The sequence below is a fragment of the Alphaproteobacteria bacterium genome (assembly GCA_041396705.1).
In the GTDB taxonomy this organism is placed as follows: domain Bacteria; phylum Pseudomonadota; class Alphaproteobacteria; order CALKHQ01; family CALKHQ01; genus CALKHQ01.
On sequence record JAWKYB010000003.1, the window covers coordinates 351,710 to 374,762 of the forward strand.

Consider the following 23,053-nt stretch of genomic DNA (forward strand, 5'->3'; position numbering starts at 1 on the left):
AGCACAGCAGCAGGCTGGCGGCGGTCTTGTGCACGATCAGGCGCAGGTCCTGACTGACCCGCACCGACCAGAAGTTCGGGTCCCTGCACCGCTCGACCCGGTGCAGCTTCAGCGCCGGGCTGTTCGGATCGAGCTGCAGGTCGAAGGCCGTGGTCTTGGCGGCCTTCTGCTCCTGCGCCGTCAGCCGGGCCAGGCTCTCGGTGAAGCTGTCTGCGATGCGGAACTCCATGCGCTCAGCCGCCGCATGGCCGGGCGCCGTCGTCGCCGCCGGGTCGTACCGCCGCCCGCGTCCTGCCCCTTGCTGCCAAACCCGCATACCCCCGTCGTGCCGCGGCGCCCGCCCCACGGCCTGTCGATGGCCCGACCCTATCGCCGCGCAGGGTCGATGCCAAATACGATGGCAGGCCGCCTTGCCGCACCGCCGCGCCGCGGACGCCACGCCGTCATGGCGCGGCGCATGGCGCCGCCCTATCCTGGCCCACCCCAACCGGGAGGTTCCCCATCGTGAGCGACACCTCGGCCCACCCTGCGCGCCCGCATCCGGTCTACGATGCGCCGTTCGCGCCGCAGTCCGGTCCCCTGCGCACCGACGAGACGGTCTTCGCCTTGAACTACATCGCCCACCATGTCGGGCGGATCTAGCGCCGCGCTGGAGCAGATCGCCGCCAGTCTGCGCAACGCCGACGGGACACGCTAGCGCGAGGCTGCCGCCCCGGACCGCGTCAGTCGAACACGGTCAGGCCGATGATCATGTTCACCGTGTCGTCGTCGTCCGACAGCGGCAGCAGGACCGACTGGAAGCTGCTGTAGGGCCGCTCGGCCGACCAGTAGACCCCGCCGGTGGACATCCACGGCTCGCGCGTGGCCACGATGGTGTCGCCGATCGAACACAGCCGGTCGGCCGAGGCCTTGTCGGTCTTCTCGTGCAGGAAGGCGCCGGTCCAGTCCAGGCCCAGCGAATCCACCTGCGCGGTGCCGAACAGCCGGACGCGGTAGCGCCGCGCTCGAACGGCGCATCGGCGAACACGTCGACCAGCAGGATGTGCGGCAGCAGCGCCTTGGCCGCGGCCGGGTCGAAGTCGCGGCGGGCCGGCATCCGCCGGTCGCCGCGCAGGCCCTGCCACATGTCGTGCAGCGCACGCAGCGGCGGCAGGCATTCGTCGTGCGTCAGCCTGCGCGAATCGCGGATCGGAAAGGTCCAGTCGGCTTCAAGCATCCGTTCGCGTCGTGGTTGGCCGGTGCGCGGGTTGCGTGGTCGCCAGCGGCGGCGGCGTTGCGGGGAATCGGTGGGAGGGCAGATTCGGCGACGACAGTACGACACTGCGCGAAACGGCGCCCGTTGTCTGTGCCGGGATGCCGGGGGTGGCGGACGGTCCGCCATGCCCGGTGTCGCCGCGCGCAGGCATCGGGATCGTCGCGACTTCTTCCCTTACCAGGTCGGCCCGGACAGACTGTTCTTCGCCAGGTGATCCTCGCAGTGGAACACGGTCGTGCCGCGTTCCCACTGGTCGTCCCGGGTCCACAGATACAGGATCCTGTGCAGCCGCAGTGCGTCCACCTTCGGGCCATATTTCGGTGTGCTGGCCAGGTAGCGATAGACGTCCATGCGCTCCCAGGCATCGAACATCTTGCCGAAGGTGGTGCTGCTGCCGGTCATCAGCTGCAACTGGGTTGACCAGGTCGTCTCCAGTCCCTTGATGATCGACAGTTCCTTGGCGATCAGCCCCTGCTTGTAGTGGGCGTTGATTTCGGTGGCGCCGGTCATGTCGGCGGTCAGGTTCTCGCGCGGCATATTCCAAAACGCCAGGTCGAGGCAGTGGGTCAGTTCGCGCCAGCACGCAGGCCTGGTGCGGACCGGAAAGCTGCGATGTCTTGAGATGGATGGTGGTTGCGTCGATCGCCGAGCCGTGGGCGTCAAGCGACGGCATTTCCACACCGCGTGCGCCCGCCAGCTTTGCCGATCTCCGAATTGCCGCCCCGCTGGGTGGCGAGCAGCAGGACCAGTCCGTCGTGGAACGTTCGGGCACCGTGAGCATGAGTGTCCTCCGGCAGCCGCGGCGCGCGCGGCAATGGAACCACCCCCACGCTTCCGCCATGCCGCAAGCGTCGGCGCTTGTCCATGACGGCCGCGGCCGCGGCCCGCCACCGCCCGTTCCGGCCATCGCCGGCAAGACGCACGATCGCGCGCCGGCGCAGGCGGCAATGCCGCGCCGGCCAAGGGCGTTTTCGGTCAACCGTCCTGAAAGCCGCCGTGTGTTGTCGTGCAGCGAAGAATGACGGCAACTGCAACAGCCGGTCCCGCGCCAGGCCTGCCGCAACCCGAAAGGTACGAGCCATGAGAAGCGCCTGCGTCGCCCTGACCGCCGCCGTGCTGGCGCTGGCCGGCTGTCAGAGCAACAACGACGCCGACAACGCGGAACGCGCCGCTGCGGCAGCCGCGGTGCAGGTGCAGGCGGCGGCCCAGCCGCAGGCCGCGACGACCGGCATCACGATGGAAACGGCGTCGTACCTCGAAGTGCGGGAGGAAAATTCGGGCTCCACGACGGTCCTGCGCAAGGACGCGGAGGGTCGCTGGTGCAACGACGGCAACGGACGATCGCTCCTCGCCTCCGGCAGCGGCCGGCGATTCACGCTGTCGTACGACGAGGCTGGGGACTTCGTGATCGATCTCGACGCCAGTACGGCGGTCTACCTGGGCAACGACGAGCCGATCACCTTCCGCCTCGCAAGCGTACGCTGAGGCCGCTGCCACATCCGGCTTGCCCGCCTCGCCCCGCTCTGCTAACGCACTGAAATCATTGCATCGGATGGGTGGCCGAGCGGTTTAAGGCACCGGTCTTGAAAACCGGCGGGCGTTCACGCGCCTCGTGGGTTCGAATCCCACCCCATCCGCCACTTGGACCGTGTCCGCCCCGCCATGACGGCGCCGCCCGCGCGCAACCCATGGCCATGGCGGCGGCCGGCGGTATGATCCGTGCCTGGCATCTGCCGCGCATCGTCGGCCGGGGGGAGGAACCATGGAAGCCATCGCATCGCTCAACAGCTTTGCCCGGCTGGTATCGAATGCCGTCTACGATTTCCGGCGCTTCGCCCGCGCCTCGTTCGTCTACGGCCGGCGCAGCCGCGAGAACCAGCGCGCGATGCTGCACATCCTGTTCCACTCGATCGAGCACGGCCTGTCGCTGAGCGCACCGCGGCCGGGCTTCGGCCAGGACAAGGTCGCGTCCCTGCTGCGCAAGACGCGGGCCTATGTCGCCGCGTTCGGCAGCGATGCCTCCGTGCAGTCGGCGCTGAAGGTGCTGGACGCCTATGTGGCGTTCAACCGGGCCGCCGGCGTCGACGTCGATGCGCTGGCCGCCGACCTCGACCGGCTCGACGCCGAGATCGCCTTCCGCGACGCGGCGGTGCACGGCGGCACCGAGGAGGTCGCGGCCGAAGACATCCGCCGCTTCGCGTCGTTCGACTTCAACGCCTTCATGGATGCCCGCCACAGCGTGCGCCAGTATGCCGACCGGCCGGTCGACCGCACGATCATCGAGAAGGCGGTGCGCGCCGCCCAGCAGGTGCCGTCGGTCTGCAACCGCCAGACCTGCCGCGTCTATGCCTTCACCGAGGCGGACGACAAGGCGCGCGTGCTGTCCTACCAGTCGGGCAACCGCGGCTTCGGCCACGAGATCGGCGTGGTCATGATCGTCACCGCCAACATGGCGCACATGAACCTGATCGGCGAACGCTACCAGCACTGGATCGACGGCGGCCTGTTCGCGATGGCGCTGGCGCTGAGCTTCCATGCCCAGGGGCTGGGCGCCTGCATGCTGAACTGGAGCGTGACCAAGGACATCGACCGGGCGATGCGGGCCTGCGTCGGCATCCCCGACAACGAGGCGGTGATCACCATGATGGGCGCCGGCCACCTGAAGGACCGCTTCCGCGTGCCCTGCTCGCAGCGCAAGCCGCTGGCCGACGTGCTGGTGCTGAACCCCGCGCTCGACACGGCAGCCCCGACCGTGGCGCGCTGAAGCGGCCCGGCGCTTCGCGTACTCCTGACGACCGGCATCCGCCGGTCCGCGCGGCTACCAGCAGGTGTAGCCGCCGTCGGCCAGCACGATCGAACCGGTCATCAGGCTGGAGGCGTCGGAGGCCAGGAAATGCACGACCGAGGCGATCTCGTGCGGCTGGCCGACCCGGCCCATCGGCGTCATGTCGAGCCAGGTCCGGTACATCTCCGGGTTTTCCTTGATCCCGAAAGCGGTCAGCGGGGTCTCGATATAGGTCGGCGCGACCGCGTTCACCCGCACGCCGCGCGCGGCCCATTCGGCGGCCAGCGAGCGGGTCAGCTGATGCACCGCCGCCTTGGAGGCGTTGTAGAAGCTCTGCGGCTGCGGCTTGTTGACGATGAAGCCGGACATCGAGCCGATGTTGACGATCGAGCCCCTGCCGCGGGCCAGCATCGCCTTGCCGAAGGCGCGGCAGCACCAGAACACCCCGTCGACGTTGACGTCCATGTGGAACCGCCAGTGCTCGTCGCTGGTGTCCTCGGCGCGGACATCGCTCCTGGCGACGCCGGCGTTGTTGACCAGCACGTCGACCCCGCCGAGTTCCGCCGCGACCTCGGCGGCAACGCGGTCGACATCCGCCGACTTGGTGACGTCGAGACGCTTGCCGACCGCCTTCCGCCCGTTGCCGGTCAGCGTCGCCACCGCGGCCTCGACCCGCTCCTCGACCATGTCGGCGACCACTACGGTCGCCCCGGCCTCGCCCAGCGCCTCGGCGCAGGCGAGCCCGATGCCCTGCCCGCCGCCGGTAACGATGCAGACCCGCCCTTCCAGGCTCAGCTTCTCCCAGTACATGTATCCGCTCCGTGGTGAACGCGCCGCGGTCAGGCCGCGGCAACCCGGGTCGGCAGCGCGATGCCGTCCCGGTCGAAGCGGTAGATCCGATCGGACTTGGGTGTGAGAAAGATCCGGTCGCCGTGCCGGACGCCGAACTCGCCGTCCGCGCGTGCCGTCAGCGTGCCGAGGGCGTCGGTGGCGACGTGAAGGAAGGTGTCGGAGCCGAGATGCTCGGCCACCGTGACCGTGCCGGGCCACGCCCCGCTTTCGGTCGACATGGCAAGATGCTCGGGCCGGACGCCGATCGCGTGCGCGCCGTGCCTGGCCGCTTCCGGCCCCTCGATGAAGTTCATCCGCGGCGACCCGATGAAGCCGGCCACGAACCGGTTGGCCGGCGTGTGATAGAGCTCGAGCGGACTGCCGAACTGCTCGATGTTGCCCCGCTGCAGCACGACGATGCGGTCGGCCATCGTCATCGCCTCGACCTGGTCGTGGGTGACGTAGATCATCGTCGTCTTCAGCTGCTGGTGCAGCTCGGTGATCTCCAGGCGCATGTTGACCCGCAGCGCCGCGTCCAGGTTCGACAGCGGCTCGTCGAACAGGAACGCCTTGGGTTGGCGCACGATGGCGCGGCCGATGGCGACGCGCTGGCGCTGGCCGCCGCTGAGCGCGCGCGGCTTGCGGTCGAGATACTCGGTCAGGTTCAGGATGCGCGCCGCCTCCTGCACCTTGGCGTCGCGGGCGGACTTCTCGACCCCGGCCATCTTCAGCGGAAAGGCGATGTTGTCGCGCACGCTCATGTGCGGATACAGCGCATAGGACTGGAACACCATCGACAGCTGGCGCTTCGCCGGCGGCGCGGCGGTCATGTCGTCGCCGTCGAGCAGGATCGTGCCGGAGCTCGCGTCCTCCAGCCCGGCGATCAGCCGCAGCAGGGTGGACTTGCCGCACCCCGACGGCCCGACGAACACGACGAACTCGCCATCGTTGATCGACAGACTGATCTCGGGAATGACCGTGACCGGGCCGAAGCTCTTGGTGATGTTCTCGAGAACGATGCTTCCCATGATCGCGCCCCCTGTCCTCTTACTTGACCGCGCCGAACGTCAGCCCGCGCACGAGCTGCTTCTGGCTGAACCAGCCGAGCAGCAGGATCGGCGCGATCGCGAGCGTCGACGCGGCCGACAGCTTGGCCCAGAACAGGCCTTCCGGGCTGGAATACGAGGCGATGAACGCGGTCAGCGGCGCCGACTTGGCGGCGGTCAGGTTCAGCGTCCAGAACGCCTCGTTCCAGGCCAGGATCACGTTCAGCAGCAGGGTCGAGGCGATCCCGGGCACGGCCATCGGCACGAGGACGTACACGATCTCCTTCCACAGGATCGCGCCGTCCATGCGCGCCGCCTCGAGGATGTCGTTCGGGATCTCCTTGAAGTAGGTGTAAAGCATCCAGATCACGATCGGCAGGTTGATCAGCATCAACACCACGGTCAGGCCGATCTTGGTGTCGAGCAGGTCCCAGTCGCGGAACAGCAGGTACATCGGCACCAGCACGCCGACCGCCGGCATCATCTTGGTCGACAGCATCCACATCAGGATGTCCTTGGTCCGCCGCTCCGGCGAGAAAGCCATCGACCAGGCCGCCGGGATCGCGACCAGCAGCGCCAGCAGGGTCGAGCCGATCGAGATGATCACCGAGTTGAGGAAGTGCTTGAAGTAGTCCGACCGGGTCTGCACCTCGGCGTAGTTCTCCAGCGTCCAGACCTGCGGCAGCAGGCTGGGCGGGCTCTGGATCGCCTCCGGCTCCGGCTTGAAGCTGGTCAGCACGGTCCACAGGATCGGGAAGAAGATCAGCAGGCCGACCAGCCAGGCCAGTGCGGTGAAGACGACCTTGCGCTCGGTGGTGACTGCGCGTGCCATAGCTCGCCTCCCTCAGGCCTCGAGGTTCTTGCCGATGACGCGGAGCAGGATGATCGCGACGATGTTGGCCAGGATGACCGCCACCACGCCGCCTGCCGAGGCGCTGCCGACGTCGAACTGCAGCAGGCCCTGGACGTAGACCAGGTAGGAGATGTTGGTGCTGGCGGTGCCCGGCCCGCCGTTGGTGGTGACCAGGATCTCCGCGAAGACCGAGAGCAGGAAGATGGTCTCGATCAGGATCACCACGGTGATGGCGCGGGCCATGTGCGGCAGGATGATGTAGAAGAACCGCGACAGCGCGCCGGCGCCGTCCATCTCCGCCGCCTCCTTCTGTTCCTCGCTCAGCGACTGCAGCGCCGTCAGCAGGATCAGCGTTGCGAACGGCAGCCATTGCCATGCAACGATGATGATGATCGAGCCGAGCGGGAAATCGGCCAGCCAGTCCAGCGGCTCGAGACCGAGCGCCTTGGCGATCCAGGCGAAGATGCCGTTGACCGGATGCATCAGCATGTTCTTCCAGACCAGGGCCGACACCGTGGGCATGACGAAGAACGGCGCGATCACCAGCAGCCGGACGATGCCCTGGCCGAAGAACGGCTGGTCGAGCAGCAGGGCGAGCAGGATGCCGCCGATGATGGTGATGACCAGGACACCCGCCACCAGGATCAGGGTGTTGCCCATGGCATCGAAGAAGGCCGGGTCGGAGAGGAAGAACTCGTAGTTCTGGATGCCGGCGAATTCCTCCATGCCGGGCATCAGCAGGTTGTAGCGCTGGAACGAGAACCAGATGGTCATCGCCAGCGGCACGATCATCCATGCGAACAGCAGGAGGACCGACGGCGCCAGCATCGTACGCGCCAGCGAACGGGTGTGCAGCGTAGCCATCGCTCTTCTCCTGGTCGGTGACGACGGGAGGGGCGTCGCGGATCACCGGGCCGCGCGCCGTCGCGCGGAGAATTGGGCTGCCCGGTCCCCGGTCCGTGCTGGGGGAGGAAGGACCGGGGCCGGACAGCCCGCCAGGGAGGAGGGCCGTCTACTGGATGTAGCCGCCGCGGGTCATCTCACGCTCGGTCAGCTGCTGTGCGTTGGCCAATGCCTGGTCGACCGAGGTCTGCCCGGCGAGCGCGGCAGCGAACTGCTGACCCACGGCGGTGCCCAGCCCCTGGAATTCGGGGATGGCCACGAACTGGACGCCGACATAGGGCACCGGGTCGACCGTCGGGTTGTTCGGGTCGGCGGCGTTGATCGAGTCCAGCGTCATCTGGGCGAACGGCGCGGCGGCCAGGTATTCCGGGTTCTCGTACAGCGAGGTCCGGGTGCCCGGCGGCACGTTGGCCCAGCCTTCGTTGGCCGCGACCAGCTCGAGATAGTGCTTGGACGTGGCCCAGGCGATGAACGCCTCGGCTTCCGCCTGCTTCTGCGAGCCGGCCGGAATGGCCAGCGACCAGGCCCACAGCCAGTTGGCGCGCTTGCCGAGCCCGTTGTCGGGTGCCAGCGCGAAGCCGACCTGGTCGGCGACCTGGCTGTCGTTCGGGTTGGTCACGAAGGACGCGGCGACGGTCGCGTCGATCCACATCCCGCACTTGCCCGACTGGAACAGCGCCAGGTTCTCGTTGAAGCCATTCGACGACGCCCCCGGAGGGCCGGCGTCGTTCATCAGGTCGACGTAGAACTGCAGGGTGTTCTTCCAGGCCTCGGTGTCGAATTGCGGCCGCCAGTTCTCGTCGAACCAGCGCGCGCCGAACGAGTTCGACATCGCGGTGATGAAGGCCGCGTTCTCGCCCCAGCCGGCCTTGCCGCGCAGGCAGACGCCGTAGATCTCGTTGTCGCGGTCGGTCATCGCGCGGGCGGCCTCGGCGATGAAGTCCCAGGTCGGCGCATCCGGCATCTCCAGGCCGGCCGCCGCCATCAGGTCCTTGCGGTACATCACCATCGAGCTTTCGCCATAGAACGGCGCGGCATACAGCGTGCCGTCGACCGACAGGCCGCCGCGGATCGCCGGCAGCAGGTCGTCGACGTCGTAGTCGGCACCGAGGTCGTCGAGCGGGACCAGCCAGCCCTGCTTGGCCCAGATCGGCACTTCGTAGGTGCCGATGGTCATCACGTCGTACTGGCCGCCGTTGGTGGCGATGTCGGTGGTGACGCGCTGGCGCAGGATGTTCTCTTCCAGGGTCACCCACTCCAGCTCGATGCCGGGATTGGCCGCGGTGAAGTCCTCGGTCAGACCCTGCATGCGGATCATGTCGCCGTTGTTCACGGTGGCGATGGTCAGCGTGGTCTGCGCCGTGGCCGCACCGGCCAGCGCCAGGGTGGCGCATGTGGCGACGAGGAATACGCGCTTGGTCATCTCATCCTCCCATGGGGCGCTATTGATTGCGCTTTTGCTATTTCGATGGGCAATTATTCACGCCATGCGCATGCGAGTCAAGCGGCAGGCGCGACAAAGCGCCGCCGGACTGACGCTCAGCCGGTGAGAGATTGCCGTGCGGCTGGGAGATTTCTCAGCGGTGCGCCAGCAGGCCGCGCGCCATCGCCTCGTCGGTGATCAGCCCGTTGATCAGGCGGCGCCGCGTCGCCGCCAGCACGCCGGGCAGCTTCTTCTCGCCCTTGGCCACGCCGACGACGAGCGAGCTCTCACGCGAAGGAATCGGCGCGCTGGCGACCCGGTCGTTGGTCGCCCCCTTGATCAGCTGGCCCTCGGCGTCGAACGCCCAGCCGACGATCTCGCCGATCGCGCCGGCCTTCTGCAGCGCTTTCAACTCTGCCTCGGTGACGAATCCATCGACCAGCAGCGGCGCCTCCGGGCCGAGATCGCCGATGCCGACCAGCGTGAAGTCCGCCTGTGCCGCGGTCTCCAGCGTGCGGTGCACCAGCGCCTGCTGGTGCAGCAGCGCGCGTTCCTCGGCCGTCGCCGAGATCACCGGCAGCGGCAGCGGAAAGCAGCGCGCCCGGGTCGCGTTGGCGATGTTGAAGATCACGTTGTAGTAGGCCGCCGAGCCGTCGGGCGCGATGCTGCCGGTCAGCGACACGATGCGGTGCTGCGGGCAGTTCATCGGCGCCAGCCGGTCGATCGCCGCCTTCAGCGTGCGCCCGGTGCCGATCGCCATCACGATCGGCGCGACCGTCGACAGGTGCCGCTCGATCTCGCCCGCCGCCGCCTCGGCCACGCCGATGGTGTTGTCGGACGATTTCGGGTCGCTCGGCACCACCTCGACATGGTCCAGCGCGAAGCGCGACTTCAGCTCGGCCGCCAGCGACAGGCAGGAGGCGATAGGATGGGCGACGCTGACCTTGATCAGGCCCTCGGCCATGGCGAACGCGACCAGCCGCTGGGCAGACTGGCGCGATATGCCGAACTTGCCGGCAATCTCGTCCTGGGTATTGCCGGCGACGTAGTAGAGCCAGCCCGCCCGCGCCGCGTCCTCCAGCCTCTGCTCGTCGTGTTCCTGCCTGGCCGTCATCTCACTCCGTCCTGCCCGTGATTTCCATGCAGCCGCCCTCATCTGCGCATTTCATCTTAATGGCAAACGAGATTTTGCCCAGCCTGGACTACTATTGCCCGGAGCCGGAGCGGCCGATCCTTGGACTCAGGCGAGTTCCTCGATCGGCGTGAACGGCAGGTCGATGCCGAATGCCCGCGGGCCGAACACGGCCAGCGCCTCGGGCGTGCGCATGATCGGCGGCACGCTGACGCCCATTACGGTGACCCGCTGGCCATAGCGCAGCCGCTCGGTGGTGATCGCCTCGCCGGTCTCGCTGTCCAGCACGCAGATCAGGTCCGGCACGATCGCGCGGACCCGGCCGTCGACCGTCGCCAGCAGGTTCTCGTTCTGGAACCGGATCACCATGGTGCCGGCCCAGTCGTCGAGTCCCTGGATATGCGCCTCGCCGATGGCAAAGCCGTGCTGGGTGCGGCGGTTGACGTCGGCCAGCTTGCCCCGGAACAGCACGCGGGCATGGGCATAGTGGGTGCGGCCGAAGGCGGCGACCATGGCGTCGAACACGTCGCGATGGCCGGCACGCGCCTCGCGCATCGCCCGGCCCAGGCCGAGCGTCAGGCTCAGCGTGTTCGGCACCGACACCCGCCGCGCCGCCGCCCCGTCCATCGCATATTCCGCGATCGAGGTGTGGCCGCCCATGCGGATGGTGACGCCACGGGCGATCCACTCGACCATCTTGGCGTTGCCGGATTCGATGACGACGCTGTCGCCCCACTCGTTGACGATCGCCATCGGCGCCGCCGGCACGCCATAGACGTTGAACGTCTCCATCTGCAGCTCGGGGAAGGCGCGGCCCATGCCGTCGGCGTCGACCACCGGCAGGCCGCGCCGGGCGGCGATCATCAGCGGCGAGGTCGAGTTGACGCCGCCGGCCTCGAACGGGATCACCGCGTCGGCCTTGCGGCCCAGATGCCGCTCCAGCACCTCCAGCGCCCAGACATATTCGTCGCCGTTCGGCACCTTCTCGATCAACACCGTCGGCGCGCCCATGCTGCCGACCGCGATCACCAGCGCGTCGTCGGCCACCTCGTCCAGCCCGATCAGGGTGACCGGCCCGTGCGCCTGCATCGCCTCGCGGGCCAGCAGATAGCCGATATAGGGGTCGCCGCCACCGCCGGTGCCCAGCACCGCCGCCCCGCGCGCGAGATCGGCCAGATCGTCGATCGTGATCAGGCTAGGCATCGGCGCGCACCCTCACGGCAAGCGCCGGCCGGGCCGCACGCACAGCCTTGCGTCCTTCGAGACGCCGCCCTGCAGGCGGCCCCTCAGGATGAGGAACGCCGGCAACCGGCATCGCGCCCCATGCCGCCCTGGCATCGCCCGCCAACGCAAAACCGGCACCGCCCCCTGCCCCGCCATCACCCCTGCACCGTCCCCGCCTCATCCTGAGGAGGCGTCCGCAGGACGCCGTCTCGAAGGCCACACCGCCCGCGGCCCCGCCATCGCCCCTGCACCGTCCCCGCCTCATCCTGAGGAGGCGTCCGCACGACGCCGTCTCGAAGGACGCACCGCCCGCGGCCCCGCCGTCGGGTCCCGCCTCGCCCATCAGCCCATCCGTTCGATCGGGGTGAACGGGGCGTCGATGCCGAAGCCGACCGGGCCGAAGATCGCCAGCGCCTCCGGCGTGCGCATGATCGGCGGCACCGCCACGCCCATCACCGTCACGCGCTGGCCGTAGCGCAGGGTCTCGGTGGTGATCGGCTCGGCGGTCTCCGAATCCATGATGCAGATCAGATCGGGCACGATCGCCTTCAGCACGCCGTCGACGCGCGCGGTCAGGTTCTCGTTCTGGATCTCGATCTCCATCACGCCGGGCCATTCGTCGAGGCCCTGGATCTTGCACAACCCGGCGGCGAATCCGGCCCGGGTCTCGCGGAAGATGTCGACGATCTTGCCGCGATAGATGATCTTGCCGAACGAATAGGGCGTCTGCGGCAACAGCTCCAGCAGCGCCGCGAACGGGTTGACGTGGCGCTCGCGCGCCTCGCGGATGCAGCGGCCGATCTTCAGCGCCAGCGTCAGCGTGTTCGGCACCGATGTGCGCTTCACCTCGGCGCCGGTCATGGCGTATTCCGAGATGTAGGCGGCGCCGCCCATGCGGATGGTCACCCCGCGTGCGATCCACTCCATCATCTTGTTGTCGCGGGTCTCGACCAGGGTGCAGTCGCCATATTCGTTGGTGATCGCCATCGGCGTGCCGCTGACGCCGTAGACCGCGAAGGTCTCCATCTGCAGTTCGGGAAAGGCGCGGCCCATGCCGTCGGCGTCGACCACCGGCAGGCCCAGCCTGGCGCCGACCACCAGCGGCATGGTCGAGTTGATGCCGCCGATCTCGATCGGCATGGTGGCGAACGCCTTCCTGCCGAGGTGGCGTTCCAGCCGCTGCAGCGACTTCACCGCCTCGTCGCCGCGCGGGATCTTCTCCACCAGCACAGTCGGCGCGCCCATCATCGCGGTCGGCAGTACCAGCGCGTCGTCGGGCACCTCCGTCGGATCGACGATGGTCACCGGCCCGGCCTCGTCCATCGCGTGCTCGACCATCAGCCGGCCGATATAAGGGTCGCCGCCGCCGCCGGTGCCGAGGAATGCGGCGCCGCGGCAAAGGTCTTTCAGGTCTTCTCGGTCAAGCTGGAACATGTCGGTTGGCGCTCATCGGGTTGTTCGGACTCGGGATCGTCAGCACGAGGCACGCAGCGGCTCGCGATCACTGACGAGGCGTTCGCATGCCGGCCTCACGCCATCGCCAGGTCGCCGACCGCCTTGACCCGGATGCGGGTGGCGGACGACGGCAGATAGGCCAGCGGCACCTCCTCGATGTCGACGATCTGCACCGTCTCGGCGCGCGCGCCGGCGCCGACCGCCTTTTCCGTCGCCTCCGCCTTGGCCTGGCGCAGCGCCTCGTCGCGGCCCAGCCCCTCCAGCGAGAACACGCGGTCGACCTCGCCGCCGACCTGGGCGATCGCCGCGCCGATGGCGTTGGCCACGGCCATGTGCTCCGGCTTGACGATGTCCGAGGCCGACGGCAGGTCGCGCGACAACAGGATCGCGCCGCCGCCGACCAGGATCACCGGCAGCGGCTCGGCGCTGGTCTTCATCCGGTCGACCGCCTCGTCGACCATGCGGTGCATGGTGGCGATGGCGGCGTCGACGACCGCCGGCTTGACGTGCGCCACCCGGGCGCGGTCGCCGATGTCCTCCAGCCCGGCGGCGACCACGATGTCGGTGGTGGTCAGCACGTCGCCGCCGAACACCAGCGCCTTCTCGGTCAGCTCGTAGCCGACCGAATCCGGCCCGATGCGGGCGCCGTCGTCGCGCACCAGGCTGCCGCCGCCCAGGCCGATCGCCAGCACGTCGGGCATGCGGAAGTTGGTGCGCACGCCGCCGATGTCGACCGCGACCGAGCTTTCGCGCGGAAAGCCGTGCAGCAACATGCCGACGTCGGAGGTGGTGCCGCCGATGTCGACCACCATCGCTTCCTTCGCCTTGGCCAGGAAGGCGGCGCCGCGCATCGAGTTGGTCGGGCCGGAGGCGAAGGTCAGCACCGGATAGCGGGCGACGTGGTCGGCGGTCATCAGCGTGCCGTCGTTCTGGCTGATGTAGAACGGCGCGGCGATCTTCAGGGTATTCAGGGCCGAGCGGAAGCTGTCGACCACCCGGTTCGCCAGGTCGGCCAGGCAGGCGTTCATGATCGTCGCGTTCTCGCGCTCCAGGAAGCCGACGCGGCCGATCTCGTGGCTGACCGAAACGGCGAGTTCCGGCACCTCCTCCTGCAGGATCGCGGCCGCCCGCAGTTCCATCTCGTTCTTCACCGGCGAGAACACCGAGGTCACCGCGGCGGCGCGCAGGCCCCTCGCCTTGATGTCGCGGGCGGCATCGCGCAGCGCGCGCTCGTCCAAGGGCGCGATCTCGCGCCCGTCGAACTCGTTGCCGCCGTGCACCAGATAGCGGTGATAGCCCAGGGTCTGGCCCAGGTCCTTCGGCCAGTCGACCATCGGCGGCAGCCCCTTGGTCGCCGGCAGGCCCAGCCGCACGGCGGCGACCTCCAGCAGGCGCTTGCGCTCGACCACCGCATTGGTGAAGTGGGTGGTGCCGATCATCACCGCCTGGATATCCGCCGGCCGGGCGCCGCTGGCGTCCAGCACCGTGCGCAGCGCCGCCATGATGCCGCTGGAGACGTCGGCCGTGGTCGGCGTCTTGTGCGAGGCGACGACCCGCAGGCCGTCCATGAGCACGGCATCCGTGTTGGTGCCGCCGACATCGATTCCCACGCGCATATCGGTCTTGTCAGCCTCTCTGATTCGTCATCCCCGGGCTCGTCCGGGGGATCTCCAGGGAAAGGAGCGCCGTCGGCAGCAGATCCCCGGAACAAACCCGGGGATGACGCGCACGGCGGAAACGGGGTGAAGGGGTCGCGTGCACGGCGCGTCTCACTGCGGCAGCAGCGCGGTGCCGGCGGCGGGCCAGGCCACCGCGACCCGGGCCTGGTCGGGCAGCACCGCACGGTCGCTGCGGTTCGGCGCCTCGGCGACGATGATCTGGCCGTCGATGTCGAGACGATAGCGGATGAAGGCGCCCTGATAGCTGTGGTCCAGCACCCGCGCCGTCAGCCGGTTGAGGTCGGCGGCGCTCGCCGCCTCCGCCTCCGGCCCGACCAGCACCCGCTCCGGCCGGATCACCAGCGCGACTTCGGCCCCGGCGTTCAGCGGTCCGTTGCGCGGCGCCTTGACCTGGTGCGGGCCGATGCCCAGCCGATAGCCGTCGCCGTCCGGCGCCTGCACCGTGGCAACAAGGATGTTTGACTCGCCGATGAACTCGGTGACGAAGCGGCTCGACGGGTGCTCGTAGATCTGCTGCGGCGTGCCGACCTGGGCGACCACGCCCTTGTTCATCACCGCGATGCGGTCGGACATGGTCAGCGCCTCGCCCTGGTCGTGAGTGACGTAGAGCGTGGTGATCCTCAGCTCGCGCTGCAGGTTCTTGATCCAGTACTTCATCTCCTCGCGCAGCTTCTTGTCGAGCGCGCTGAGCGGCTCGTCGAGCAGCAGGATGCGCGGCTCGGTGATCAGCACGCGGGCCAGCGCCACCCGCTGCTGCTCGCCGCCGCTGAGTTCGCGCTGGAAGCGCCGCTCGTAGCCGGCCAGCCCGACCTGCTCCAGCGCCGCGGCCACCTGCTTGCGGATCTCCGCGGGCGGACGCCGGCGCAGCCGCAGGCCGAAGGCGATGTTGTCGAACACGTTCATGTGCGGGAAGATCGCGTAGTTCTGGAACACGATCCCGATGCCGCGCTTCTCCGGCGGCATGAAGGTGACGTCGTTGCCGCCGATCAGGATCGCGCCGGAGGTCGGCTGCACGAAACCCGCCACCATCCGCAGCGTGGTGGTCTTGCCGCAACCCGACGGCCCGAGCAGCGAGAAGAACTCGCCCTCCTCGACCTTCAAACTGGTCGGCAGCAGCGCCTGGGTGTCGCCATAGCGCTTCGACAGCTCGACGATCTCGACGTTCGACAACGGCAGAATCCCTCAGCTTGGGCGGGAGCGGCCGCCCGCCCCCGGACAGGGGACGGGCGTGGCAGGAGAACACTGGCGCGGGGCAAGGGCCAATCCGCGAACAAGGCGCGATGGCGCCCGCCCCGGCGGTTGCGCAAAGCCGCGATCCGCGCGGAACGCGGCCTTGCCGGGGCGGGTCGGCACGGGAACGGACCGGACGAACGCGTCGTGGGTCAGCCGGCGAAGATCTCGTTCACCGTCTCGACGATCTCGTCCTCGTTCTCCAGCCACCAGTTCCAGTCCGGGATCCACAGCCCGTCGACCGCGTCGGCGGTGTTCTCGACCCCGTGGGCGGCGAGGTTCTCATGCACCGCCGCCTCGCTGTGGGTCGGCCGCAGGTAGAACACGCCGTCGAACTTGGTGATGAACTCCGGGTCGAGCCGGCGGTTGAGCAGAGCCATCGCCAGCTTCTTCTGCATCGGATCGGAATAGCGGCTCAGCGTCTGGGTCTGGGTCAGGATCGGCTTGCGCTGCTCCCACATCATCGGCGCCACCGGCACCCCGGCTTCCTGCTGCATGTAGACCTCGCCGTCGACATGCACGCCGATGGTCGCCTCGCCGCGTTCGATCAGCGTCGACATGTTGCCGGTGAAGTCTGAGATCTTCATCGGCATCGCCCGGCGCATCGCGTCGAGGCCGGCCTCCATGTCGTGCTCGTCCTCGCCGAAGATGGCGGCCGCCGTCATGAAGAACGCCATGAACAGCGTGTTCGACGTGATGTAGGTGGCGCGCTTGTCGCTGTACTGGTCCTGCCAGAAGTCCTCGAAGATCGCCGGCGCCGGGTCGGCCAGGTCGGTGCGGTAGGAATAGCAGTAGCGCCCGAACGCCCAGGTGATGCCGACGCCGTTGTTCAGCGCGAACGGCCACACGCCGGCCGCGTTGGGCACGTTGGCGATGATCTCCTCCTGCGACAGGAAATAGTCGCCGGCCCGCGCGGTCTTGAACATCTCCGGCAGGTTCCAGTTGGTCGACGCATAGGGCGGGTTTTCCGGCCCGCCGGCGACGAACTTCGGGAACCAGGGCCAGGTGCTGTCGTATTCGACCTTGCAGTTGAAGTCGCGCTCGAAGTCGTTGATCAGCAGCTCGCGGATGTTCTCTTCCCAGAAGCCGCCCCATTCCGCGATCGGCAGCGTGGCGCCGCCGGCGTCGAACACGCCGCCGTCGTAGGACACGTCCTGGCTCCAGGCGTGGTTGATGTTGAACAGGTGGACGCCGGCCGCCGCCGCGCCGGCACCGGCCAGCACGCGGCGCCGGGAAACGCCGTTGTCCCCGGCCGCCGCCGCGCCGCCTGCTTTGGTCTCGTCTCGCTTCGCCATGTTCCGTCTCCCCTCTCGGTTTGGCATTGCTTGTCCGGCCGTTGCGGTCGCCCGCTCAGCCGGCGAAAATCTCGTTCACGGTCTCGACGATGTCGTCCTCGTTCTCCAAATACCAGGCCCAGTCCGGGATCCACAGGCCCTCGATGGCGTCGGCCGAGTTGACCACGCCCTTGCTGGCCAGGTTGTCCGGGATCACCGCCTCCTTGTGGGTCGGGCGCATGTAGAAGGTCTCGCCGAACGCCTTGATGAACTCCGGGCTCAGCGTGCGGTGCAGCAGCGCCAGCGCCAGCTTCTTCTGCATCGGCTCGGAATAGCGGCTGATCGTCTTGGTCTGGGTCAGGATCGGCTTGAACTCCTGCCAGACCATCGCGTCGACCGCGACGCCCTTGTCGACCTGGTTCCAGACCTCGCCTTCCCACTGCACGCCGATGGCGACCTCGCCGCGCTCGATCAGCGTCTGCATGTTGCCGGTGAAGTCGGAGATCTTCATCGGCATCGCCGCTTCCATCGCCTCGTAGCCGGCGTCGATGTCGTCGGTGCCGCTGCCGAACACGCCCGACGCGGTCATGAAGAACACCATCTGCAGGGTGTTCGAGGTGATGTAGGTGCCGCGCTTGTCGGCATACTGGTCCTGCCAGAACGACTTGAAGTCGGTCGGTGCCGGGTCGGCCAGGTCGGTCCGCCACGCATAGCAGTACTGGCCGAAGCCCCAGGTGACGCCGATGCCGTTGGCGGTGGCGAACGGCCACACGTTCTGCGCATTCGGGCAGTTCGCCGCGATCTCCTCCGGCGTCAGGAAGAAGTCGCCGGCGCCGGCGGTCTTGAACATCTCCGGCAGGTTCCAGTTGGTGATGTCGTAGACCGGCTGCTGCGGCCCGCCGGCGACGTATTTCGGGAACCAAGGCCAGGCGCTGTCGTAGGAGATCTGGCAGTTGAAGTCGGCCATGAACTGGTCGAGCAGGTTGGCGCGGACGAACTCTTCCCAGAAGCCGCCCCACTCGCCGATGTTCAGCGTGGCGCCGCCGGCGTCGAACACGCCGCCGTCATAGCTGACGTCCTGGCTCCAGGCGTGGTTGATGTTGAACAGGTGCACGCCCGCCGCGGCCGCACCGGCGCCGGCGAGGACATGGCGCCTGGAGACGCCCGTCCTCGTCGCGGCCACCCCGTCGCCGCCCGGCGCGCTCGGTCCCCGTTTCCCGGCCATGCTCCCTCTCCTCTCCCTGGCAAGCAGCGGCCAGCCGCGGCATGCGGCCGTCAGCTGAACTTGATTCCCCCGAAGTTGCGCATGTTGACCAGCTTGGCGGTGATCAGCATCGACACCACCACCAGCAGGATCGCGAAGATGCCGGCCGCCGCCGCAGTCGGCTCGAACTTGTAGCGAAGCGAGATGTACAGCGCGATCGGCAGCGGCTCCAGGTTCGGCGTGCTGAGGAACAGCGAGACGTCGAACTGGCCGAACGACACGATGAAGGCGAAGATCGCGCCCGCCGACATGCCGGCGCCGATATTCGGCAGCGTGATCTTGCGGAATGCGGTCCACGGGCTCGCGCCCAGGCTGCGCGCCGCTTCCTCCAGCGACGTGTCGAAGGCGACCAGCGCCGCCGACACCGTGCCGATCACATAGGGGCAGGTCACCAGCACATGGCCGATCACCAGCCCAGGCAGGCTGCGCGCCAGCCCGAGGTCGGTGGTGACGTAGAACACGTACAGCGCCAGGCCGAGCACGACGCCCGGCAGGATCAGCGGCGACAGGAAATACGCCCGCAGCAGGTCGCGGCCGGGAAAGCGGTAGCGCGACAGGACGATCGCCGCCATCGTGCCGAGGATGGTCGAGATGACCATGGTGACCAGCGCCAGCAGCAGGCTGAACAGATAGGCGCTCATCCAGGTGTCGGAGGTCAGGAAGTCGATCACCCAGCGCAGCGACAGCCCCTGCGGCGGGAATTCCAGGTAGTCGCCGGAGTTCAGCCCGGCCAGCACCACGATCACCACCGGCAGCAGCAGCACCACGAAGGCGATCCACGCGCCGATGCGGAACGGCAGGGCGACGTCGGCCTCCGCCCAGCGGCGGCCCGGCCGGACCCGGTGCGCCGGCCGTTCGCCGGATACCGCCGCGCCGGCCATCAGGTCCGCCCTCCCGCCGTGCGCGCGGCATAGCGCTGGTAGACCACCACCGCCAGTACGCTGGTGGCGAACAGCACCACCGCGATCGCCGCGCCGAACTGCCATTTCCCCAGCTCGGCGATCTGCTGGTAGATGTGAATCGGCATCACCACCACCTTCCACCCGCCCATCAGCGCCGGCACCACGTAGGAGCTGATCGAGATCGCGAACACCAGCAGCGAGCCGGCCAGCACGCCCGGCATCGACAGCGGGAACACGATCCGCCAGAACGCCGTGCGCCGGGTGGCGCCGAGGCTGCGCGCGGCCTCCTCCAGCGAGGGATGGATGCCGCGGATGATGCCGATCAGCGACAGCACCATGAACGGCAGGGTGAACTGCACCAGGCCCACCACGACGCCGGTGAAGTTGTACATCAGCGGCAGCGGTTCCTTGATCCAGCCGGCGCGCAGCAGCGGCCCGTTGATCAGCCCGTTGTCGCCCATCAGCACCATCAGCCCGTACAGCCGGATCACCATATCCAGCTGCATCGCGCACAGCACCAGGATCATGTAGAAGGTGTTGCGCGCGGGATGGGCCGTCTTGGCGATCATGTAGGCCAGCGGGTAGCCGAGGATCAGCGTGATCACGGCGACCAGGCTGGCCATGCCGATCGAGCGCAGCGCTGCCCAGTAGTAGGTGCTGCGGGTGAAGAAGCGCGCGAAGTTCTCGAAGGTGAACTGCCACTGCGGCTCGACCACGCCGGCCATCGGCTCGTCGATGCTGATCAGGAACAGCGACACCACCGGCAGGATGAAGAAGATCAGAAAGAAGGCGAAGGCGGGCAGGATCAGCCAGAACACCTTGCTGCTGGTCAGGAACGAGCGGAGGTTGCGCCCGAATCCGTCGAGCGCAACGGCATCGGCCGCGGTCGCCGTCACCGTGCCATGCCCCCGCCCCTCACGCGCCGCGCGACCGTCACGCCGCTATTCCGCCGCCTGCTTATGCGCCGCCATCGCCGGCATGTCGTAGCCGACCACCGGCTTGGCCGGCGGCGGGGCATAGGCGACGCGGCTGTGGCTGATGCCCATGTCGATCAGCGCCGAGGCCAGCCGCACCGCCGCCGGCACCGGGTCGATCACCGGAATGTCGTAGCCGCGGGCGAGCAGCCCGTCGCGCACCGCCTCGGCGCAGCCGAGCATGCCGGTGCAGCCGAAGATGATGGCGTCGGCGCCATCCTGCTCCACCGCCAGCAGCGCCTGCTCGGTCAGCGTGCGCTTGGTGATGCCGAGGTCCCCTTCCAGCGCCAGCACCGGGATATCGACCGCGCGGGTCGAGGCGTATTTGTCCCAGCAGCCATAAAGCTTGGCCTGGTTCTCGAACTGCACCCGCAGCCGCTTCAGCACCGTGATCACGCTGAAGGTGTGGCCCAGCATCGCGGCCAGGTGCATCGCCGCCTCGCAGGGTCCGAGCACCGGAATGGACACGCACTCGCGGCCCGCCTTCAGGCCGGGGTCGCCCATGCAGTCGATGATCACCGCCTGGGCGCCGTCGCGCTCCGCCTCGATGATCTTCGCCACCGTGTCCGGGATGGCGAGCATCTCGTCATACTCGCACTCGATCGAGGCGGGGCCTCGGTCGATCTCGACATGGCTGATCAGCGTGCCGGGACCGGCCAGCCCGTCGAAATCGGATTTCTTGCGGAAACCGTGGGTGGTGATCGGCGTTACGACGCGGATGTGCTTGGTCATGACCTGCTCCCCCTTCGCCGGTCCGGGATGCCGGACGGCGGACGCGCCATCATTCCGCCGTCCGGGGCCGTTGCGGGGCGGCCCCCGATGGCGGCCCGGGTCAGATCGACGCAAGCCGCGTGCCACGCCAAGCTGAAACGATACGGCGCCAACGGCAGGTTAGACCGGGCTACGGCGTCCTGCAATTGCCGAAATCTTGGGCAGCCGAGCCGCGGCCGCACCGCGCCGGATCACGCCGCAGCCAGGAATGCCCGGTAGACCGCGGCGATCTCGTCGACCGCGGCCGCCAGCAGCCGGCCGCCCGCCTCCGGCGTGGCCAGTCCGGGCGCCGAGCCGATGCGGCCGTCGGGATAGCGACGCCGATAGTCCTCGGCGTCGAAGAAGCTGCCGGCCGGCGCGACCTCCGGCTCCAGCGGCACGTCGCGGATCGCCTCGGCATGCAGGTATTGCGTCACCGCCACTTCCGACGGGGTCGCGTGCATGCCCTCCTTGTCGCCGTAGAGCTCGCGGCTCAGCGCGGCCACCCGCGGACCCTGCCACCAGTTGACCAGGCGGCAGGCCACCGCCGCGCCGTTGCCGGGCCCGCGCAGGCTGGACTGGGCATAGACCTCGGAAAAGGCCGTCGTCACCGGCGCGATGTTGCCGCCGTGGCCGTTGACGAACAGGAAGCGGGCGAAGCCGTTGCGGGCCAGCGAGTTCACCCAGTCGCACAGCGCCGCCACCATGGTCGACGGCCTGAGCGTGATCGAGCCTGGAAACGCCAGGTGGTGCTGGGCCATGCCGACGTTGAAGGTCGGCGCCACCATCGCGCCGGCGCGCTCGCCCACGCCGCGCGCGACCGCCTCGGCGCAGATCGCGTCGGTGCCGATCACGCCGTTCGGGCCGTGCTGCTCGGTCGAGCCGACCGGCACCACGATGCCGGTCGAGCGTGCGAGATAGGCCTCGACCTCGGGCCAGGTGCTCAGTTGCAGCAGCACGGCGCCCCTCCCGGCCGCTCAGGCCATCGCCTCCAGCGGCACATAGTCCATGTCGAGCCCGAAGATGCGGGGGCCCCACACCGCCAGCGCCTCGGGCGTGCGCATCACCGGCGGCACGCTGACGCCGACCACCTTGACCCGCTGGCCGTATTTCAGCCCGTCGGCGGTGATCGGCTCGGCGGTCTCGCGGTCCAGCACGCAGATCAGGTCCGGCGCCATCGCCAGCGTGCGCGCGCCGATGCGGGCGTGCAGATACTCGTTCTGGAACACCACCTCCATCCGCGTGTCGCTGCCGTCCAGCGCCTGCAGCACCAGCCGGCCGATGGCGAAGCCGCGGGTGGTCTCGCGCAGCAGGTCGACGATCTTGCCGTCGAACAGCACCCGGCAATGGCGCGGCGGCGCGGCCTGGGCGAAGAACGTTTGCAGCGCGGCGAACGGGTCGGCGTGGGCGGCGCGGGCCGCGCCGATCGCCCGGCCGATCTCGAGCGCCAGCGAGATGGTGTGGTGCACCGACTTGGCCTTGGCGTCGCGCCCGCGCATCGGATACAGCGTGATCTCCGCCTTGCCGCCCATGCGGATGCACACCACCCGCGCCAGCCACTCCGCGGTCTCGTTGTCGACCGCGTTCACCACCACCTCGTTGTCGTGCTCGTCCTTGATCACGACGGGGCTGCCGGGAATGCCGTAGATGCCGAAGGTGGTCATCTGCAGCTCCGGGAAGGCGCGGCCCATGCCGTCGGCGTCGACCACCGGCAGGCCCATCAGCGAGCCGACCACGCACGGCAGGGTGGCGTTGACCCCGCCGGCCTCGATCGGCATCACCGCCACCGCCTTCTCGCCGAGCAGCTCCTCCGCCTTGCGCACCGCGGCGACGGCGGAAGGGCCGCTGGGGAAGCGCTCCACCAGCACCGTCGGCGCGCCCATGTTGGCGACCGGGATCACCAGCGCGTCGTCGTCGAGGTCGTTGGGATCGATCAGCGTGACCGTCTTCCCGCCGGCCAGCTGCTGCTGCAGGATCAGCCGCCCGACATAGGGATCGCCGCCGCCGCCGGTGCCGAGGAACGCGGCGCCGCGGGCGAAATCGTGCAGGCAGTCCAGCGTCAGTTCCATGGCT

At 68.7% G+C, this 23,053-nt stretch carries 23 protein-coding genes and 1 tRNA gene; 5 read left to right on the forward strand and 19 right to left on the reverse strand.

What is annotated here, in order from left to right:
* Positions 1-504: 504 nt before the first annotated feature.
* Positions 505-642: a hypothetical protein gene (locus tag R3F55_05085; GenBank protein MEZ5666799.1), complete on the forward strand. Its 138-nt coding sequence runs from the start codon at positions 505-507 to the stop codon at positions 640-642.
* A gap of 80 nt (positions 643-722) precedes the next feature.
* Here R3F55_05085 and R3F55_05090 read toward each other — a convergent pair whose 3' ends face one another.
* Entirely contained in the window at positions 723-965 is a 243-nt protein-coding gene (locus R3F55_05090; GenBank protein MEZ5666800.1) for a hypothetical protein, read from the reverse strand.
* A 464-nt stretch (positions 966-1,429) separates the two neighbouring features.
* Positions 1,430-1,792 carry a hypothetical protein gene (locus R3F55_05095; protein MEZ5666801.1) on the reverse strand — a complete coding sequence of 121 codons (363 nt, stop codon included), beginning with the start codon at positions 1,790-1,792 and terminating at the stop codon, positions 1,430-1,432.
* 89 nt (positions 1,793-1,881) lie between these two features.
* Here R3F55_05095 and R3F55_05100 point away from each other — a divergent pair, with 89 nt between their 5' ends.
* The 4 genes from R3F55_05100 to R3F55_05115 all read left to right on the forward strand — a co-directional run bounded on the left by R3F55_05100 (position 1,882) and on the right by R3F55_05115 (position 4,019).
* Positions 1,882-2,277, forward strand: coding sequence for a hypothetical protein (locus R3F55_05100; protein ID MEZ5666802.1), 396 nt, complete (start codon positions 1,882-1,884; stop codon positions 2,275-2,277).
* Between the two features lie 58 nt (positions 2,278-2,335).
* Positions 2,336-2,740, forward strand: coding sequence for a hypothetical protein (locus R3F55_05105; protein ID MEZ5666803.1), 405 nt, complete (start codon positions 2,336-2,338; stop codon positions 2,738-2,740).
* Between the two features lie 65 nt (positions 2,741-2,805).
* A tRNA-Ser gene (locus tag R3F55_05110) sits at positions 2,806-2,895 on the forward strand.
* A gap of 122 nt (positions 2,896-3,017) precedes the next feature.
* Positions 3,018-4,019, forward strand: a complete 1,002-nt coding sequence (locus R3F55_05115; protein ID MEZ5666804.1) for a nitroreductase family protein — start codon at positions 3,018-3,020, stop codon at positions 4,017-4,019.
* Between the two features lie 54 nt (positions 4,020-4,073).
* Here R3F55_05115 and R3F55_05120 read toward each other — a convergent pair whose 3' ends face one another.
* The 17 genes from R3F55_05120 to R3F55_05200 all read right to left on the reverse strand — a co-directional run bounded on the left by R3F55_05120 (position 4,074) and on the right by R3F55_05200 (position 23,049).
* The gene (locus R3F55_05120; GenBank protein ID MEZ5666805.1) at positions 4,074-4,850 is read right to left on the reverse strand and encodes an SDR family oxidoreductase; all 777 of its coding nucleotides are present in this window, start codon (positions 4,848-4,850) and stop codon (positions 4,074-4,076) included.
* Between the two features lie 29 nt (positions 4,851-4,879).
* Entirely contained in the window at positions 4,880-5,899 is a 1,020-nt protein-coding gene (locus tag R3F55_05125) for an ABC transporter ATP-binding protein (GenBank protein MEZ5666806.1), read from the reverse strand.
* A gap of 19 nt (positions 5,900-5,918) precedes the next feature.
* On the reverse strand, positions 5,919-6,749 hold the full coding sequence (locus R3F55_05130) for a carbohydrate ABC transporter permease (protein ID MEZ5666807.1): 831 nt from the start codon (positions 6,747-6,749) through the stop codon (positions 5,919-5,921).
* 12 nt (positions 6,750-6,761) lie between these two features.
* Complete coding sequence (locus R3F55_05135) at positions 6,762-7,634, reverse strand: sugar ABC transporter permease (GenBank protein MEZ5666808.1); 873 nt, start codon at positions 7,632-7,634, stop codon at positions 6,762-6,764.
* 148 nt (positions 7,635-7,782) lie between these two features.
* Positions 7,783-9,096, reverse strand: a complete 1,314-nt coding sequence (locus R3F55_05140; GenBank protein ID MEZ5666809.1) for a sugar ABC transporter substrate-binding protein — start codon at positions 9,094-9,096, stop codon at positions 7,783-7,785.
* A 154-nt stretch (positions 9,097-9,250) separates the two neighbouring features.
* The gene (locus R3F55_05145) at positions 9,251-10,210 is read right to left on the reverse strand and encodes a sugar-binding transcriptional regulator (GenBank protein MEZ5666810.1); all 960 of its coding nucleotides are present in this window, start codon (positions 10,208-10,210) and stop codon (positions 9,251-9,253) included.
* A 126-nt stretch (positions 10,211-10,336) separates the two neighbouring features.
* Positions 10,337-11,431: a DUF917 domain-containing protein gene (locus R3F55_05150; protein MEZ5666811.1), complete on the reverse strand. Its 1,095-nt coding sequence runs from the start codon at positions 11,429-11,431 to the stop codon at positions 10,337-10,339.
* Between the two features lie 363 nt (positions 11,432-11,794).
* Positions 11,795-12,886 carry a DUF917 domain-containing protein gene (locus R3F55_05155; protein ID MEZ5666812.1) on the reverse strand — a complete coding sequence of 364 codons (1,092 nt, stop codon included), beginning with the start codon at positions 12,884-12,886 and terminating at the stop codon, positions 11,795-11,797.
* 95 nt (positions 12,887-12,981) lie between these two features.
* A complete protein-coding gene (locus R3F55_05160) occupies positions 12,982-14,523 on the reverse strand; it encodes a hydantoinase/oxoprolinase family protein (GenBank protein MEZ5666813.1) in 1,542 nt (513 codons plus the stop codon).
* A 153-nt stretch (positions 14,524-14,676) separates the two neighbouring features.
* On the reverse strand, positions 14,677-15,756 hold the full coding sequence (locus R3F55_05165) for an ABC transporter ATP-binding protein (protein MEZ5666814.1): 1,080 nt from the start codon (positions 15,754-15,756) through the stop codon (positions 14,677-14,679).
* A 212-nt stretch (positions 15,757-15,968) separates the two neighbouring features.
* Positions 15,969-17,111, reverse strand: coding sequence for an ABC transporter substrate-binding protein (locus R3F55_05170; GenBank protein MEZ5666815.1), 1,143 nt, complete (start codon positions 17,109-17,111; stop codon positions 15,969-15,971).
* 55 nt (positions 17,112-17,166) lie between these two features.
* Positions 17,167-18,315, reverse strand: coding sequence for an ABC transporter substrate-binding protein (locus R3F55_05175; protein MEZ5666816.1), 1,149 nt, complete (start codon positions 18,313-18,315; stop codon positions 17,167-17,169).
* A 50-nt stretch (positions 18,316-18,365) separates the two neighbouring features.
* Positions 18,366-19,235 (reverse strand): ABC transporter permease, encoded by an 870-nt coding sequence (locus tag R3F55_05180; protein ID MEZ5666817.1) that lies wholly within the window; start codon positions 19,233-19,235, stop codon positions 18,366-18,368.
* On the reverse strand, positions 19,235-20,152 hold the full coding sequence (locus R3F55_05185) for an ABC transporter permease (protein ID MEZ5666818.1): 918 nt from the start codon (positions 20,150-20,152) through the stop codon (positions 19,235-19,237). Before R3F55_05185 ends, R3F55_05180 begins: the two co-directional genes overlap by 1 nt.
* A 45-nt stretch (positions 20,153-20,197) precedes the next feature.
* The gene (locus tag R3F55_05190) at positions 20,198-20,962 is read right to left on the reverse strand and encodes an aspartate/glutamate racemase family protein (GenBank protein MEZ5666819.1); all 765 of its coding nucleotides are present in this window, start codon (positions 20,960-20,962) and stop codon (positions 20,198-20,200) included.
* 230 nt (positions 20,963-21,192) lie between these two features.
* Positions 21,193-21,939, reverse strand: a complete 747-nt coding sequence (locus R3F55_05195) for a creatininase family protein (GenBank protein ID MEZ5666820.1) — start codon at positions 21,937-21,939, stop codon at positions 21,193-21,195.
* A gap of 18 nt (positions 21,940-21,957) precedes the next feature.
* Positions 21,958-23,049 (reverse strand): DUF917 domain-containing protein, encoded by a 1,092-nt coding sequence (locus tag R3F55_05200; GenBank protein MEZ5666821.1) that lies wholly within the window; start codon positions 23,047-23,049, stop codon positions 21,958-21,960.
* Positions 23,050-23,053: the final 4 nt, after the last annotated feature.

Bases quoted from the DNA above. Each gene is read 5' to 3' on its own strand.
- R3F55_05145 (MEZ5666810.1), bottom strand. From the start codon at position 10,210: ATGACGGCCAGGCAGGAACACGACGAGCAGAGGCTGGAGGACGCGGCG.
- R3F55_05180 (MEZ5666817.1), bottom strand. From the start codon at position 19,235: ATGGCCGGCGCGGCGGTATCCGGCGAACGGCCGGCGCACCGGGTCCGG.
- R3F55_05135 (MEZ5666808.1), bottom strand. From the start codon at position 7,634: ATGGCTACGCTGCACACCCGTTCGCTGGCGCGTACGATGCTGGCGCCG.
- R3F55_05190 (MEZ5666819.1), bottom strand. From the start codon at position 20,962: ATGACCAAGCACATCCGCGTCGTAACGCCGATCACCACCCACGGTTTC.
- R3F55_05130 (MEZ5666807.1), bottom strand. From the start codon at position 6,749: ATGGCACGCGCAGTCACCACCGAGCGCAAGGTCGTCTTCACCGCACTG.
- R3F55_05175 (MEZ5666816.1), bottom strand. From the start codon at position 18,315: ATGGCCGGGAAACGGGGACCGAGCGCGCCGGGCGGCGACGGGGTGGCC.
- R3F55_05200 (MEZ5666821.1), bottom strand. From the start codon at position 23,049: ATGGAACTGACGCTGGACTGCCTGCACGATTTCGCCCGCGGCGCCGCG.
- R3F55_05170 (MEZ5666815.1), bottom strand. From the start codon at position 17,111: ATGGCGAAGCGAGACGAGACCAAAGCAGGCGGCGCGGCGGCGGCCGGG.
- R3F55_05125 (MEZ5666806.1), bottom strand. From the start codon at position 5,899: ATGGGAAGCATCGTTCTCGAGAACATCACCAAGAGCTTCGGCCCGGTC.
- R3F55_05095 (MEZ5666801.1), bottom strand. From the start codon at position 1,792: ATGCCGCGCGAGAACCTGACCGCCGACATGACCGGCGCCACCGAAATC.
- R3F55_05160 (MEZ5666813.1), bottom strand. From the start codon at position 14,523: ATGCGCGTGGGAATCGATGTCGGCGGCACCAACACGGATGCCGTGCTC.
- R3F55_05115 (MEZ5666804.1), top strand. From the start codon at position 3,018: ATGGAAGCCATCGCATCGCTCAACAGCTTTGCCCGGCTGGTATCGAAT.
- R3F55_05105 (MEZ5666803.1), top strand. From the start codon at position 2,336: ATGAGAAGCGCCTGCGTCGCCCTGACCGCCGCCGTGCTGGCGCTGGCC.
- R3F55_05155 (MEZ5666812.1), bottom strand. From the start codon at position 12,886: ATGTTCCAGCTTGACCGAGAAGACCTGAAAGACCTTTGCCGCGGCGCC.
- R3F55_05150 (MEZ5666811.1), bottom strand. From the start codon at position 11,431: ATGCCTAGCCTGATCACGATCGACGATCTGGCCGATCTCGCGCGCGGG.
- R3F55_05120 (MEZ5666805.1), bottom strand. From the start codon at position 4,850: ATGTACTGGGAGAAGCTGAGCCTGGAAGGGCGGGTCTGCATCGTTACC.
- R3F55_05140 (MEZ5666809.1), bottom strand. From the start codon at position 9,096: ATGACCAAGCGCGTATTCCTCGTCGCCACATGCGCCACCCTGGCGCTG.
- R3F55_05100 (MEZ5666802.1), top strand. From the start codon at position 1,882: ATGGTGGTTGCGTCGATCGCCGAGCCGTGGGCGTCAAGCGACGGCATT.